This window comes from Thiomicrorhabdus sp. Milos-T2, from assembly GCF_000702325.1.
In the GTDB taxonomy this organism is placed as follows: domain Bacteria; phylum Pseudomonadota; class Gammaproteobacteria; order Thiomicrospirales; family Thiomicrospiraceae; genus Thiomicrorhabdus.
The window spans coordinates 362,420-377,831 of the sequence record NZ_KL370892.1; the positions used below are offsets into that span (position 1 = coordinate 362,420).

Here is a 15,412-nt window from a genome sequence, read left to right on the forward strand (position 1 = left end):
ATTTTCTCTCATTTTTCTTTCGCACCTATCTCGTGCAAAGGTCTCTATAAGGCTTTCAGAGATTGTAGGCTTTTTTTATTTGTGATGAGTCAATATTAAAATACCATCATTAATTGTGCAGAAAGGCGGTTGTCTATACTATCAAGGATAGTATGAACAGCGGAAGATGCCGGAGTATTTGGTGCATCAATATTACGGATTTCATAGTTTAAACGTACCGATGTCTTTTTATTAAAGAAGTACTGAGCACCCAATGTGGTTGTAGTGAAAACACGTTTAGCCGTCGCACCTCCATCACCATTCGAATCTGTCGCAGAATTTAAAACATCATAACGTGCGTTTAGTTCCATATTAGGCATTACACGATAACCTAGGTCAATTTGGTAGGCATCTGCCTTTTGATCTTTGAGAACACTAAAAGTTCCCCCGTTTGCAGGGGTTCTTGCCCCAGTTGTTCCGTTATAAATCATGCCGTCAGCGGTAATATATTCAGCGGCTGCACGGTATTTACCATCAAAATAGGTTGCACCTAAACCAGCACGATCTAGCTTGTGTCCTGATGTACCATCAATCGTGCGTTTTCCATTGTGACTCCAAGCATAGAACTTCATACTATGACTGCGTGGCCCTTTAGATTTCCCGAAAGCCTTTTCAGTAGAAAGGTAGAGGTAGGTATCTTTATCATTATCGTTATCTTGTAATGCAAGCCCATTACCATTACCAAACATAGCGGCGTAGCTAGTTTCCCACTCACCTGTTTTAAAAGAATCAAAGATCTGAACACCGGTATCTCTAACGGCACCAACAGATGATTTACGAGCGGTATCACCTGATGAATTTGTGAAGAAACGTTCAACAAGTAAACGACCTGTCCCATTAGTAAAATTAACGTAGTTAAAGACTGGAATCCCTTTAAAAGATTCTTCTGAACCAGGTGTTTTGAATAGACCTGCACGAATACGAGCACCTGGGATTTTGTTAATTGTAATACTGGCATCAGTGAGTTGGCCTTGTGAAGCTTTGCCTCCTGTTGTGATACCGTTGTTACCAAATTCCATCATTAAAAAGTAGTTAACATCTTTATCTAACGGAAAGTTGGCACCACGTGCCCCAATACGAGCACGCTTAATATTAAAACCGCTAGCATTCGTTAGCTGTGGTGCTAATTGGTTAAAGGCTGCTGATTGTCCAATACCAGGCCCTGCTTTAAGCTTTGTATCATCTGTTTGTTGATAATCAATTTGTGCAAACCCCCATACTTTAGCTCTAGGAGCTTGATCGTTTTTTTCAGTCCCTTGTAACATTAACCAGTTTGCTGCTTGAACCTGAGTACTGCAAAGTACGGTGGTAATCGCTAAAATTAGGCCTGTTTTATTAAATTGGGTAATTGTCTTCATATTTATTCTCTTTATCTCTCTAAGGTTGCTAATTGTTTTTTATCTTTTATTTTTTTGTCTTGATAGTTATTTACGTGTCTTTGATTAAGGTTTTAAAACCTGCCATCCAGCGGCATTAAGTTGCAAAATTCGGCCTGCACCCGCAGCGACATTAGTTACCCCTTCTTGAAGTTCAGGTCTATGGCCAAGTTTTTTTGCCATGTTTTTAATCGTGTTTTCACAGGCACTAAAACGAACACCAGAATCCATTAAAATCTTAATACGTGGAGTATTCACATTACCGTCAAATAAGAGGCGTAAACCAGGACCAAAGGCCACTACTTCAATATCAACATTATCAGCACCGTAGTAACGTTGAAGATTCCCAGCAACGTTTAGAACTAAGGTTTGTTTAAAAGGATTGTTGTCACTAATTTGCAAAACAATTTTATGTTCTGCAAAGGTATCAGGTAAGGGAGCCTCTTTTTGGGGAGCTGCATTGCTAGGGAGTGATGTAAATAGAGCAAACATAAAGCCCATCAGTTTGACTAAATTGAGTTTTTTCATAAAAATTTCCTTGATTATTTTGGTTCTTATTTTGGTTCAAAATTTGGCGCGCTTAACTAGTAAACGTTTGAACCGAATAAATTATTCCATTGATTTAAGATGAAAGATTTTATTGGCCTAACAACTTTTTAAATATCGTAAATTGCTAATATATAAAAGGTTTTACAAATAAAAATTTATAGATTAGTATCAAAAAAGAGCTAATTTGAATAAGAAATAAAAACCACTATGACGTTATCCATTAAGGTTAAAAATTTGTTTGGGGACAAACAAAAAAAACGAAAATTAAATGCATTATTTGCAGAGAAATACCAAAACTTATATCGTTTGGCGTATGCTTGGTGTCACCAACCAGCTCAAGCGGAAGATTTGGTTCAAGAGACTTTGCTGAAAGCCTTAGAAAAATCTAATGATATTGAAAATTTAGAGCATTTAGACGCATTTCTTGCCACAATCATGCGAAATACTTTTTTAGATGTTATGCGTTTTAACAAACGATGGCAGTGGACAAATGAGAATGAAATCGATGAATTTTTTTCTAAGGATTGCAGTGAAACTGAGATGATTGCTCAACAAAAATCAGAATGTTTATATAAGGCAATGGCAAGTTTACCTTTTGAACAGAGAGAGGCCATTGCTTTGGTAGATTTACAAGGGTTTAGTTACCAACAAATTGCAGATATTACAGCAACCCCCATTGGCACGGTTATGAGCAGAATTTCACGAGGGCGTGAGAGTCTGTTAAAACGTATGAAACACATTGAAAAGTATGGAACCAACATTGTTCCATTGCGGAGATAGAGATGAAACATTCTATTGAAACTTATCATTTGCACGCTTATATAGACGGTGAATTGAGTTATGAAGAAGCAGCCGAAGTGGAAGCGGCGATTGCGGTAGATTTAAAGCTTAAAGAGAAGCTTGAAGAGCTTAATCAACTAAAAACTAAAATGTCTTTAGCTTATACCGAGAATATACCTAAACCGGTTAATAGCAAACTACCTAATTTTGAAAACAAACATACGTTGGAAAACAAACATACGCCTTGGTGGACGACTTCAAAAGCTGCCGCTGCTTCACTTTTTTTGGGTTTGTTAATCGGTTCAGGTGCTTTAAAGTTGTATATGGCTAATAATTTGGCGGATTCGCCGATGATGCATCAAACCGTTGCAGAAAGTTCACAGAATTATCTGGTACATTTAGATTCTGACCTCCCTGAAAAAGAGCAAAAAACCATTAAACAAATTGAAAGCTTATTAGATGATTCTGATCCCAACATTAGAGTTGACCTTATTTCAAACTATAAAGGGGTTGAGTTGTTTGATGTCAATAATCCCAATAGTAAAGAGTTGTTGAGATTGGTGGGTAAATACCCAAATTTGACACTGTTTGCCTGTAAAAGAGCATTAGAACGTGCCAAAAAAGAGGGAAGACCAATAACCGTTTTACCGCAAGTTAAGAAAGATAAACCCGCGATAGATGCCGTAGTGGAAAGACTAAAGTCTGGTTGGAACTATATTAAAATTTAATAACGCTACTTGATGGAGTTGATATTATTTTGGATATGTCGGAAAGACGATATGAGGTAAACTAATCTAAATATTACCAATATGAATTTATAAATGATTAATACGCCAAAACCAGAGCAACGATGTTTGTTAATAAATAGAAGCTTTTACCCGCTGTTTTGGGTACAGTTTTTAGGCGCTTTTAATGATAATCTATTCAAAAATGCCTTGGTCATGTTGATTACTTTTCGGTTATCAAACTCTGCTGGTGATACGGGTTTATTAATTACCTTAGCGGCAGGGTTATTCATTTTACCCTTTTTTTTATTCTCATCTTTAGCGGGTCAAATTGCTGACCGCTACCCTAAATATATTCTGATAAAAAAAATTAAATTGGCTGAAGTCTTAATCATGGGATTGGGTGCAATAGCTTTATTAAGTCAGGATCTCTGGTTACTGTTTTTAACGTTGTTTTTAATGGGTAGTCAGTCTGCTTTTTTTGGGCCTATTAAGTATTCTATTTTGCCTGAAATACTAACAGATAATGCCTTAATAAAAGGTAATGGACTATTTAGTGGTTCTACCTTTATCGCAATTCTTCTTGGCACTATTTTGGGTGGGTTTGGTGTTCTTTTAGAAGACGGTTTAAAGGTCATGTCTGTTGCGGTTATTGTGGTCGCAATTATTGGTTATCTAATCAGTTTACAAGTGCAACAAGGTCAAGCGGCAGATAACACTTTGCAGATAGAGTTAAATATATTTAAAAGTACTCGCTCAATGATTGTAGAAAGCCTTAATTACAAAACGGCTTTTTTCTCTGTTCTGGCAATTTCTTGGTTTTGGTTTATTGGCGCTGTTTTACTCAGTCAAATGCCAACCTTAGTTAAATATGACTTACAAGCTAATGACAATGTTGTTATCGCCTACTTAACCTTGTTTTCAATTGGAATTGGCGTAGGAGCAGGTTTAGTTTCTAAATTTATGTCTTCACAAGTGCATATTAGATGGCATTGGCTGATGTTACTAGGCATGTCCTTGTCTTTATTGATAACGGTAATAAGTATTGAGAATACCGATTTTGTTGAGTTAGCCGCCGCACAAAATGTTCCACATGAAACGCTTTTAAATTTCTTAGAATTTATCGTTATTTGGCCCGCTAATATCAGTTTTTTTGCATTAGGAATGCTGGCAGTACTGGGAGGGGCTTATATTGTGCCGCTTTACACACTATTGCAAACGCATACACCTAATTCGGTACGTGCTAGAATGGTCGCTGTTAACAACATAATGAACGCATTATTAATGGTGCTTTCAGCGATATTATTAATGATAGGTTTTGCTTTTGAGCTAAGTTTACTCAATATGTTAATGATATTGGCGGCTGTGAATGTATTGTTAGTCGCACTACTTTTTGCAAAAAGGTTTTTAGCTTCGCAATAAAATTGAACTCACAAAGCTAAGCCCAAGTGTCATATTTTGTTGAAACGAAAAAGTTACAAAGACTAAGATAAAGAACAAAGACAAAGAACAATATTAAAGCGCAAAGAGGCGTTTTAAAGAAAAGATAGGATTTTGAATGAAGTGGTTATTTAAACTAATCGTAAAAGGGTTATTTAAGCTTATTTATCGTGTGGAGGTAAAGGGGTTAGATAACTACCAAAAAGCCATTGAAAGTGAGCGACCGGTGTTAATCATTGCCAATCATGTCTCTTTACTGGATGGTCCTTTACTTGATTTGTTTATTCCAGGTGAAACGACTTTTATGGTCGATAAGTCCCACACTAAAAAGTGGACTGAGCGTTTTATCTTATCGATGAGCCACTTTTTTACTGTTGACATTCATAGTGCGTACGCTGCCAAACATATGATTGACGAACTTAAAAAAGGCCGTCAATGCATGATATTTCCAGAGGGAAGAATCACCACTACTGGCGCAATAATGAAAGTGTATGAAGGAACAGGTTTAGTCGCTGAAAAAACCAATGCAGCCGTATTGCCAGTAAATATTGGAGGCGCTCTTTATAGCCGTTTTTCATATTTAGATGGAACAAAATATGCGTTTATTAAACGTTTTTGGTTTCCTAAAATTACCCTTAGCATTCAACCTTTTGCGGAAATTAAGTTAGACCCTGCTATTAAGGGTTCTAAAAAACATAAGTTTTATAAAAGTATTGTTTTCAATTTACTGCGTGATGGCGGCTACTATGGTGCAGTTAAATCTGAATCTATCTTTTCAAAACTGCTGGCGGCTAAAGGCCAATATCAAGCAAAAGCACAAGTGATTGAAGATATTAATGAGGCGAAATTAAGTCTAAAAAAATTGACTCAAGCTTCGGTTATTTTAGGTAAGGCATTACAAAAACAATTAACAGATGAAAAGCGTGTAGGGTTAATGCTACCGAATGTATCGGGTATGCCAGCCACATTTTTTGCCTTGCAAGCCTATGGTTATGTGCCTGCTATGATTAACTTTACTGCTGGACAAGCGGCGATTCAATCAGCCTGCACAACCGCAGAACTAAAAACGATTGTGACCTCTAGAAAGTTTGTTGAGGCGTTTGAAATTCAACCGTTAGTTGATGCATTGTCTGAAAATGTGTGTTTCCTCTATTTAGAAGACGTGCGTGAAACGATTGGATTAGGTTCAAAGTTAGCAGGCCTGGTAACGCCTCCAAAATCTTTACCAGGTTACAAAGTGTCGGCTGAAAATGAAGCGGTTGTTTTGTTTACTTCAGGTTCTGAAGGGGTGCCAAAAGGGGTTGTGCTTTCGCATAATAATTTGGTGAGCAATATTGAACAAATTAATGCCATGCTCAACCTATTACCAACTGAAAAAATATTTAATGCTTTACCTACGTTTCACTGTTTTGGGCTGACTGCAGGTATGTTGTGGCCAATATTAAAAGGTGCTCAAGTCTATATGTATCCTTCGCCGGTGCATTACGGGATTGTTCCAGAGATGGTTTACCAAACTAACTCACGTTATATATTTGGAACAGACACCTTTTTTAGTGGTTATGCCCGTAAAGCAGATAATTTTGATTTTTATAGTATTCGTGCCTTAATTGCAGGTGCTGAGCGTTTACGTCCAGAAACTCGTGAGGTTTACGCTAGTAAATACCATCAACCTATCTATGAGGGTTATGGCGTAACAGAAACGACCCCCGTGCTAGCGGTCAATATTCCCACTGCCTACAAACATGGTTCGGTAGGTCAATTTGTACCTGCGGTTGAACACCGTTTAGAACCTGTCCCCGGGATTGAAGAAGGTGGTCGTTTACATGTAAAAGGGCCCAATATCATGCTGGGTTACTTAATGCCAGATAAACCAGGCCTGTTGCAACCACCAGAAGGTGGTTGGCATGATACAGGTGATATTGTTGAAGTTGATAGTGATGGTTTTGTTTGGATAAAAGGGCGTGCTAAACGTTTTGCCAAAATTGGCGGCGAGATGGTTTCATTAACCGCAGTTGAAACTTACATTAATAAGGCAAGTCCAGAAGGCCATCATGTGGTTGTAGCCGTGCCAGATGAGCGTAAAGGCGAGCAATTGGTGTTAGTGACTGATGACAATACCTTAAGCAGAAAAACCGTTACAGATGCCGCTAAAGATGCTCTAGTTTCTGAGTTAATGATTCCGAAGACAGTTATCTTAGTAGAAGCTGTTCCAGTTTTAGGTACGGGTAAAACTAATTATCCAGAAGTACAAAAAATAGCAGAACGACATTTTAGTAGTTAACGACTATTTTTATCTTTAATGAGATTTGAATCATTTTCACTCTTGTGATGCTTAATATTGTAGCTTGGACAAAGGCCATAAGTCCCCTTGTAATAAATGGTGCAAGGTTCTTAGTGTAGTGAACGGTAAAGAAACGCTGCTGTTTGAGTACCCCAAGGGCATTTCCTACGGGGCACCAGCGAGTTCAGCGTTTTCAGTTCACAAGCTTAGAACTTGCCCATTTATGGAGTGGGGTTTGTTTTTTCTTGTCTCTGCAGCCAAGTTCTTCGTTTGGTTACTTTTTTGCCAAATTGCAAAAAGTAACGGGAAGCCTGAGTGACAATATTTAAGGCAACGGCTAATATTTAAAAAGGCTTCTCAATCGCTGTACTATGAAGTGACCCCAAAAAGTTGGACACTAACTCTGGGGTGACTTCACTGTCTGATTAAATCTAAGCGTTTACAAATAATTCAGTGTTATTGCCTTTTCCAAGGCTACCAGGCCTGGTAGCTTTAAATAAGGCTTAGTTTTGGTATAAATCGGTTAATTCGCCTTTCTTTTTGGCTTGTGTATTGTGTCGAGTAATGAGTGATGCCCAGTTATCACAGATTGTTTGCTGCGTTCTGTCATCTAGATTTTGTCCTGCAAAAAGATGAGCTTCTAATTGAAAGATGGCTGCCTTTAGCTTCTCATTAGGTATTGCATCGACATTGTTAATGTTTAGATCATCATGTAGCTGTCTTAAAAGTTCTTTATAAAAAGAGGGTAAAGGCATCTCACACCACTGATGATTAAAGCTCTGTTGTACACTGCCATTTTCAGTAATCACTGTTGGATTTTTACCAATAGTCAATTGCAAAGCGTTTATTTGTTTACGAGTTCGTAATAGTAATAATAACGTTATAAGCCATAATGAAATAACCACGGCTAACATAATTGGCCAAACCCAAAATGGAATTAAAAGCACGCTGGCTTGTTCCGGTACCTGGCTGTAGTTAGGTCGAATATATTGATTATTTAACTCTTGGTTTTTACCTTGATTAAGGGCATTTTCTGCCTTGTTTGTATTGGATGTAGTTTGAGTGACAGGGGGAATATTCGTGTTGCTTGGATCCGCCGCCCAAATGGTTAAGGGCTGACTTTTGAGTACCGTGGTTTCTAGGCGTTGGGTCTGAGTATTCCACCAAGTGATTTTTTCATCAGGAAGCGTTAAGGTCCCTTCTTGAGTGGGTACGATAGCTTGAGAAATCACCTTTATACTGTGAACCCCTTTTTCAGAAAGAGTTTGATTGTTTTTTGCTTCGTCAGCATAGACTTTATAGTTTTGTCCATTTTGAGTGGTAATCGTTGGAAGTTGACTCTCTTTTAAGCCATCAACCTCAAGTGTAATAATTCGGCGCAAACTATCACCTACACGAATGGTGTCTGGTAGATTTTGCCATTTTTGAGTAAGCGATAGTGAATGAGCAGGTAACCAGTAGCCTTGTGGATTTTTAACCGCAGGTAATACTTTTATAACCATTTTTTTGGCAACCGACTGAACCCCTTTTTGTTTACCTCTTAAATGTAAAACGCCTGTGAAAGAGGGTGCAGAAATGGCAAAGTCGCCGCTTGACTGAGGAAACAAAGCATATTGCCATTCATAAACCGTATATTGTTGACCATTAATGGTTTTACCATAAACAGATTGTTCTTTGAGAGACTCAACCAGGGCATTACCAAATTGTGGTGGGCGAATATTCCCATTGACTAAACTGCCTTTATGATAGAAACGTAGTGTGTAAATAATTTGTTCTTGAACATAAGCTTGGGTTTTATCAACACTAGATTCTAAAAAGTAGGGACGGTTATCATCACTATATTGGGCTTTTGTAACCTTAATAGGATAGGGCTGGCTTTTAACTCCATTAATCTCAAATGGCGGAATCATTAGGGTGCCAACTTGTTTAGGGAGTATTTGTATACGCCAAATAGTATGAGAACTATAGCTACCATTCACAATAGAAATTTGATTGCTTTGTTGCTTGTTGATGACATCAAACTGGTCTTTTAACGTGCTTAAATCAAGTTTACTGTCGCTAGTTTGAAAATCGGTATCAATGGTTAAAGTCACAATATCGCCTAATTCTACATTTTGGCGATCAGTTTTCACGGTAATAGAATCCGCCCAGCCAAAAGCAGAATAAAGCGTTAAGCACATTAATAACACCAGGCCTGGTAGTTTATTGAGTAGTGAATGACGAGAAGTGATGACAATTGGTTGATTCATGATATTTACCACTGTTTGTCTGAAGCTTGATCCTTGCGAGGATTTTGCTGAAATTGATATTCAAATTTACGTTTTAAGAATAGCCCCGGTTGATCTGGAATTTGTTTTAACCAGTTTTGGTTAGCTTGTTCTTCTTCGCTGAGCTTAGGACGAGGATTAGACTTAGAACCCTCTCCAGTTGTTTTGGATGACTTTGATTGCGCTGATTGAGATGAACCATCATCCAGCTTAGTAGGCGACATTTCAGAGGCTGGGTCTTTTGGGTTTGGTTTTTTATCATCCTGAGAATTATCACCTTCTGCAATAGCGGGCTTATCTAAGTCATTAGCTCCCTGTGTTTGATTATTGCTGTTTTGATTCCCCATTTCTTGAGAGTTAGATGAGGATTGTGGATTTTTTGATGTGTTTGGTGATGGTTGAGATGAATCATTAGAATCCCCAGAACCGTTGGACTCATTGATTGCGTTACCGGAGTTATCACTCTTGTCATTAGCATTGGTTGAAGAGGTATTATCTGAATTTTTATCTGAACTAGCATCAGAATCAGAAGGGTTTGACGATTGCTCTTGTTGATTACCAGCGTTATTTTCCTGATTTTGGGTGTGGCCCTTTTGATTTTTTGATGAAGAATTCTGCTCTTTATCATCTTGGTTTTGCTGGTTTTTGGGTTTGTTTTCTGGCGGTTTTTGAGCTAAAAGGTTATTGATAATGGCTAAATTAGCTTGTGCATCTTTAAAATCAGGCTTAATTTGTAAGGCTTTTTCATAAGCTTCTTTTGCGCCCTGAAGGCTTCCTGAAAGCGCTAAAGCATTGCCACGATTATAGTGACCCGTAGGCGATTTATCCAAATTGAACATTTTGGCTGCTTCGGCATATTTTCCTTGGCGATAAAGTGCACTTGCACGCCATTGAGGGTTTTCAAAATGCGCACCCGCGGCCTCATATTTTTTCTTTTTCCAGGCATCGTAACCTTGCTGGTCTGGTGATTTAAACATAGAGGAGAGTGAAGGTAATTCGGTTAACCAATCTTTGGCATAACTGGGTTGAGGGGTTAATAAGGCGGTGGGAGCAATAACAACCAAGGTGAATGCTAATAAGGTGCCTCTTCTAAAAATAAGCGCAACTAATGGAATAATTAAGAATAAGAAATAAGCACCTATATCCAAAGGGTGTTTAACGTCTTTTTGACGATCATTACCTTCATTACCTTCTTGAGATTTTGAATCGTCAGTGGCAGCTAGTTTTTGGGGAAGTAGCTCAGCTACATTGCCTTCACCTGGAATTAAAGGAATCCACTCAATATCACTATTTTGACTAAGTTGCTGAAAACGCTGAAGAGGCAGCTTAGGCATAATCAGTTTGTCATCTTCATCTTTTAGCAAACCGTAATTAGGAATTTGTACCACGCCACCTCTATCGGTACCCACCGTCATAACGGTCATGCTATAGGCGTGCGAATCGAACCAATCGGTAACCGTTTCCACCTCTTGTTTTTCAATATCATCGGTAATCCATAAAATATGGCCTTGGGTGATATTGGCCCCTTTAAAGAGTTTGGTGGCTTTTTCAAAACCAAGAAGGGGGTTAGCGCCATAATTAGGCATCATCACGGGGTTAAGACTGGGCAATAAGTTTAATAAGGTTCTATTATCTTCAGAAATAGGGCTAATGGTATGTGCAGAACTAGCATAAGCTACCATGCCAGTAGCAAATTCTGGATGCTGTTTTAGTAAGTCGGTTAACTTGTATTTAACGCGTGATAGTCGATTAGGGCTTAAGTCATCTGCCAACATAGATAGCGATAAATCTAAAACAATGACCACACCTTGTTGGGCTTTTTGAGCGGGTAATTCAATAGATTTAACCCACGGCCCAGAAAGCGCTAACACCGCTAAAATCCATGCAGTGGTAATGCCTAAATAGCCTATTTTTTCATTTACAGAAGGCTCATTAGAGTTATCTTCACCGAGTAATAAAGTACGAAATTTGGGATCAATAACTTTATGCCAGGCACCTTGTTTAGCATTGGCTTGCCAAGCACGCCAAATTAGCCAGGCAATGGGTAACAGGGCCAAAAAACACCAAGGACGTAAAAAGTGAATGCTATTTAATACTTCCATGTGCTCTTACTATGCCCCCACTTTTCTTAATTGTGACCAAGCTAATAATCCGCTAAACAGCAACGCCAGTGCTAATGGCCATGGATAAAATTCGGTGCGGAGTCGATAGTTAAAAATCTCATGTTCAACCGATTCAAGTTCATTAATTTTTTGGTAAATTTCAGCAAGTTGATTCGTGTCATTTGCTAAGAAAAATTGACCACCTGTTAAATCCGAAATTTTGGTTAAGGTGTCTATGTCCATATCCGACTTATTGGTCATAAAGAGGTCTAAACCCGTACGACTTTTGACACGACCGACACCTACGGTATAAATTTTTAACCCCATTTGTTGGGCTTTACTAGCAGCATCTAACGGATTTACGGTGCCTGCGGTATTTGAACCATCGGTAAGTAAAATCAGCACGGCGTTTTTTGTACTATGGGTTTCATGTAAGTGTTTAAGCGTTAAACCAATGGCATCACCAATGGCGGTATTATTTCCTGCCATGCCTATTTCGGCTTCGGTTAGTAAGGTATTGACGGTTTTTAAATCGTAGGTTAATGGGCTTTGCAAAAAGGCTTGAGTACCAAAGACAATTAAACCCATTCGATCACCCTGGCGGTGATTAATAAAGTCAGAGACTACCGATTTTACGGCCACTAATCGATTGACTTCATCTCCATTTAAATACATATCCGCTTTTTGCATACTGCCAGATAAATCCACCGCTAAAATCAACTCTTTACCACTGACTTTAAAGGGGGTCGAATCTAGGTAGAGAACTGGGCGAGTTGCCGCAATAATTAAACTTATCCATAACAGTATGGCGATGAGAGGAATGCGTTTGGTTGGTTGTTCGGCTTCAATTAAGTTTTCAGTAGGCAACTGGTCTTCGATACGTGCAATGATTTGCGGCGCAAGTAGCGGAGAATGCTCTTTATGGAGGGGTTTAATGACTCGACGAATAATCCAAGGAAGCGGTAAAAAAGCGATCATCCACGGCCACACAAAGCTTAGATTAGTGATGGTTTCGATTAGGTTCGTCATAGCCATTATTGATGATGTCCCTTAATCCATTTTTTGGCGTAGTCTCGCCAAATTTCTAACGCCCGGTTAGGTGAAAGATTACTTTGGGTAAAGTCGATTTTATCTTCAGAACTTGGTTTATAGGCAAAATTTAAAACATCTTGTAAGTGGTCAGGTTGAGGAATATAACTCGCCGTTTCCGATAAAAAATCTAACCAGGCCTGGTCATGTAATGAGGCAGTAATTAAACGGCCGTAAGCGGTGAGCGCCACACGCTTTAACACCGCATTAATAGCAGAGATTTTAACGTTATCACTCATATCTGTTTTTTGCATAATCTCGTCTATTTGCTGTAAAGCACTACGGCGGTAAATATTACGACGACGTAAGTCTAGGTAATACCAAATAGCCCCCGTAATAATCGCGATAATACTAAACAGTAAAATCCACCAGCTAAATGCCAACGGCCACCAGCCTACTGGGTCAGGCAGTTGTATATCGCGAAGTTGTTCAAGTAGAGGATTATTTGTTTGCATGGTCTTACTCGTTACTGAATCAATTTGTGTTGAATCAATGCCATTAACGGTTCTTGGTGTGTACCAATTTCAACCAATGGAATTTTGAGCTTAGAGAACAGCTCTTGGGTTTCATGCCACTGTTCTTTGTACAAAGTACTATAAGAGTCACGGGTTTTTGCTCTAAAACTGTCGAGTTTTATAAGTTTATCGCCAACAAAACTTTGCGTCATACTTAGCCAACCTAATTTAGGGAGTTCTCTTTCTAAATTATCGTATATATGAATCGCGGTGATATCAGTATTGTGTTTAAGCTTATGCAGTTGAGGGGCAGCATGTTTAACCAGTTGCATCATATCGCCAATTAAAAACACTTTATTTCCCGGTTTATTCACTTTTATTAATTGAGTTAAGGTATCTACCCAGGCCTGGGTATCCGGTGCCATGGGGCGATTAATTTGGTGTTGTAACTCAATGCCCTTTTGTAAAAGATGTAATACGGTTTTGGGGCTTCTTCTTGGTGGAATCCACAAGGTTTGTAAGTGGTTAAAGGTAATCCCTCCAACGCGTTCATTATGATTAAGCGAAACCCAAGCTAAGACGGCTGAAAGATTTAACGCCTGTGCTGTTTTTAAGCGTACTTTAGAGCCAAAAAATAGGTGGGGTGTTTGTTCAGTCACTAATAATGTAGGGCGTTCATGCTCTTCTACAAACACCTTAGTGTGAGTTTTTTGTGTACGTGCCGTTACCCGCCAATCAATATGACGAATATCATCCCCAGGTTGATATTGACGAACTTCACTAAAGGTCATGCCTCGACCTTTACGTATAGCCAGATGATCACCACTATTTGCCGCTAATAAGTTTTGCTGGTGATTGAGTTTCTTTTGTTTCACGTGAAACCGAAAAGCAACTAAGTCTGGCAGTTCGCTATAGAGGGAGTCGGATTGTTGTGATTTATCAGACATAGACACAAACTTTTACTTTTTGTCTGGATATGATGAGTTGAACGAGCGAAATAACATCAGTAATAACAAGTGTCAAAATTAAGTAACAGGAACAAAATTAAGAATTTGGTCAATAATTTCGTCAACAGATATCCCTTGAGCTTCTGCTTCAAAGTCTAAAATCAAACGGTGACGAAAAACATCATGAATCACTGCTTGAACATCATCAGGACTCACAAAGTCTTTACCGCTTAACCAGGCATGGCTTCGTGCGCAACGTGATAAAGCAATGGTGGCACGTGGACTGACTCCAACACTAATACACGTATCTAATACATCACTGTATCGTTTAGGTTGGCGGGTTGCCATAACTAGCTCTACAATATAAGTTTTGATAGATTCAGCCATATGTAGGTCAAGAATCGCCTCACGAGCCGCAAACAGGTCATTTTGCGTTAAGGCATCAAATATCGGTTTTTGAGTGGCTTGGCGAGCTTCGTTTTCAACCAATTCTAAAATTTTGTGTTCACTTTTTGCATCCGGGTAATCCACATTGACATGCATCATAAAACGGTCAAGTTGTGCCTCTGGTAAAGGGTAGGTTCCTTCTTGTTCTAGCGGGTTTTGGGTGGCCATAACCATAAATAGTTTTTCCATTGGCAGACTACGTTTACCAATACTCACTTGGCCTTCACCCATTGCCTCTAGTAAAGCCGCTTGAACTTTGGCGGGAGCACGGTTAATTTCATCGGCTAAAATTAAATTATGGAAAATGGGGCCCGATTGAAAGACAAACTCTCCGGTTTCAGGGCGATAGATATCAGTACCGGTGATATCAGAAGGTAATAAGTCGGGGGTGAACTGAATACGGTGAAAGCTTCCTTCTAGCATGTCAGACAACACTTTAATAGCCTTGGTTTTAGCCAGGCCTGGTGGGCCCTCAACCAATAAATGTCCATCTGACAATAAAGCCAGTAAAAGGCGTTCAGTTAGGTGAGTTTGACCAATAATATGTTGGTTAATATGGCTTTTTAAAGCTTGAAATCGTTCTGCTAATTGGGATTGAACCGTATCTGACACAATATTTCCTATTCATTAATAGCATCTGCAAAGTATCTTGAAGCCACTATATTAAATCATATAAAAATAATTGCCAATTGAATTAAGCATAAACCCTTATCATGATGGTTTATGCCTAGTCGTTTTGATTGACGATGTTTTAGAAGGGTATTAACAATTTACGGGTATCCGTATTTTGTGATTGATTATCCAGTATTGTAAAATTAACCACGAAGACACAGAGGCACGAAGGTTAAAAAAACAAATAAAAGTGATTCGAAAATCATAGCCTAACAATCTTAAGTCACGCCTATAAACTCAGTA

Annotated in this window: 12 protein-coding genes; 4 read left to right on the forward strand and 8 right to left on the reverse strand. The window is 38.7% G+C overall.

The window, feature by feature from the left end; genetic code table 11:
- Positions 1-95: 95 nt before the first annotated feature.
- Positions 96-1,397 (reverse strand): porin family protein, encoded by a 1,302-nt coding sequence (locus BS34_RS0111750; RefSeq protein WP_029408698.1) that lies wholly within the window; start codon positions 1,395-1,397, stop codon positions 96-98.
- Between the two features lie 84 nt (positions 1,398-1,481).
- Complete coding sequence (locus BS34_RS0111755; RefSeq protein WP_029408699.1) at positions 1,482-1,943, reverse strand: DsrE family protein; 462 nt, start codon at positions 1,941-1,943, stop codon at positions 1,482-1,484.
- A 228-nt stretch (positions 1,944-2,171) separates the two neighbouring features.
- On the opposite strand from BS34_RS0111755, the gene BS34_RS0111760 reads away from it, so the two are divergent.
- The 4 genes from BS34_RS0111760 to BS34_RS0111775 all read left to right on the forward strand — a co-directional run bounded on the left by BS34_RS0111760 (position 2,172) and on the right by BS34_RS0111775 (position 7,190).
- Positions 2,172-2,744 carry an RNA polymerase sigma factor gene (locus BS34_RS0111760; protein ID WP_084151656.1) on the forward strand — a complete coding sequence of 191 codons (573 nt, stop codon included), beginning with the start codon at positions 2,172-2,174 and terminating at the stop codon, positions 2,742-2,744.
- A 2-nt stretch (positions 2,745-2,746) separates the two neighbouring features.
- Positions 2,747-3,472, forward strand: a complete 726-nt coding sequence (locus BS34_RS0111765) for a DsrE family protein (RefSeq protein WP_029408701.1) — start codon at positions 2,747-2,749, stop codon at positions 3,470-3,472.
- Between the two features lie 93 nt (positions 3,473-3,565).
- Positions 3,566-4,891 carry an MFS transporter gene (locus BS34_RS0111770; protein ID WP_029408702.1) on the forward strand — a complete coding sequence of 442 codons (1,326 nt, stop codon included), beginning with the start codon at positions 3,566-3,568 and terminating at the stop codon, positions 4,889-4,891.
- 136 nt (positions 4,892-5,027) lie between these two features.
- Positions 5,028-7,190 carry an AMP-binding protein gene (locus tag BS34_RS0111775; protein ID WP_029408703.1) on the forward strand — a complete coding sequence of 721 codons (2,163 nt, stop codon included), beginning with the start codon at positions 5,028-5,030 and terminating at the stop codon, positions 7,188-7,190.
- Between the two features lie 503 nt (positions 7,191-7,693).
- Here BS34_RS0111775 and BS34_RS0111785 read toward each other — a convergent pair.
- The 6 genes from BS34_RS0111785 to BS34_RS0111810 all read right to left on the reverse strand — a co-directional run bounded on the left by BS34_RS0111785 (position 7,694) and on the right by BS34_RS0111810 (position 15,109).
- Positions 7,694-9,439, reverse strand: a complete 1,746-nt coding sequence (locus BS34_RS0111785; protein ID WP_029408705.1) for a BatD family protein — start codon at positions 9,437-9,439, stop codon at positions 7,694-7,696.
- A 5-nt stretch (positions 9,440-9,444) separates the two neighbouring features.
- Positions 9,445-11,559: a VWA domain-containing protein gene (locus BS34_RS0111790; protein WP_029408706.1), complete on the reverse strand. Its 2,115-nt coding sequence runs from the start codon at positions 11,557-11,559 to the stop codon at positions 9,445-9,447.
- Positions 11,560-11,568: 9 nt separating this feature from the next.
- Entirely contained in the window at positions 11,569-12,594 is a 1,026-nt protein-coding gene (locus BS34_RS0111795) for a VWA domain-containing protein (RefSeq protein ID WP_029408707.1), read from the reverse strand.
- Positions 12,594-13,103 (reverse strand): DUF4381 domain-containing protein, encoded by a 510-nt coding sequence (locus BS34_RS0111800; protein WP_029408708.1) that lies wholly within the window; start codon positions 13,101-13,103, stop codon positions 12,594-12,596. The genes BS34_RS0111795 and BS34_RS0111800 overlap by 1 nt, the downstream gene beginning before the upstream one ends.
- 11 nt (positions 13,104-13,114) lie before the next feature.
- Positions 13,115-14,050 (reverse strand): DUF58 domain-containing protein, encoded by a 936-nt coding sequence (locus BS34_RS0111805; protein ID WP_029408709.1) that lies wholly within the window; start codon positions 14,048-14,050, stop codon positions 13,115-13,117.
- Positions 14,051-14,128: 78 nt separating this feature from the next.
- Positions 14,129-15,109 (reverse strand): AAA family ATPase, encoded by a 981-nt coding sequence (locus BS34_RS0111810; RefSeq protein ID WP_029408710.1) that lies wholly within the window; start codon positions 15,107-15,109, stop codon positions 14,129-14,131.
- Between the last annotated feature and the right edge of the window lie 303 nt (positions 15,110-15,412).

Bases quoted from the DNA above. Each gene is read 5' to 3' on its own strand.
- BS34_RS0111765 (WP_029408701.1), top strand. From the start codon at position 2,747: ATGAAACATTCTATTGAAACTTATCATTTGCACGCTTATATAGACGGT.
- BS34_RS0111785 (WP_029408705.1), bottom strand. From the start codon at position 9,439: ATGAATCAACCAATTGTCATCACTTCTCGTCATTCACTACTCAATAAA.
- BS34_RS0111795 (WP_029408707.1), bottom strand. From the start codon at position 12,594: ATGGCTATGACGAACCTAATCGAAACCATCACTAATCTAAGCTTTGTG.
- BS34_RS0111805 (WP_029408709.1), bottom strand. From the start codon at position 14,050: ATGTCTGATAAATCACAACAATCCGACTCCCTCTATAGCGAACTGCCA.
- BS34_RS0111750 (WP_029408698.1), bottom strand. From the start codon at position 1,397: ATGAAGACAATTACCCAATTTAATAAAACAGGCCTAATTTTAGCGATT.
- BS34_RS0111770 (WP_029408702.1), top strand. From the start codon at position 3,566: ATGATTAATACGCCAAAACCAGAGCAACGATGTTTGTTAATAAATAGA.
- BS34_RS0111775 (WP_029408703.1), top strand. From the start codon at position 5,028: ATGAAGTGGTTATTTAAACTAATCGTAAAAGGGTTATTTAAGCTTATT.
- BS34_RS0111760 (WP_084151656.1), top strand. From the start codon at position 2,172: ATGACGTTATCCATTAAGGTTAAAAATTTGTTTGGGGACAAACAAAAA.
- BS34_RS0111755 (WP_029408699.1), bottom strand. From the start codon at position 1,943: ATGAAAAAACTCAATTTAGTCAAACTGATGGGCTTTATGTTTGCTCTA.
- BS34_RS0111800 (WP_029408708.1), bottom strand. From the start codon at position 13,103: ATGCAAACAAATAATCCTCTACTTGAACAACTTCGCGATATACAACTG.
- BS34_RS0111790 (WP_029408706.1), bottom strand. From the start codon at position 11,559: ATGGAAGTATTAAATAGCATTCACTTTTTACGTCCTTGGTGTTTTTTG.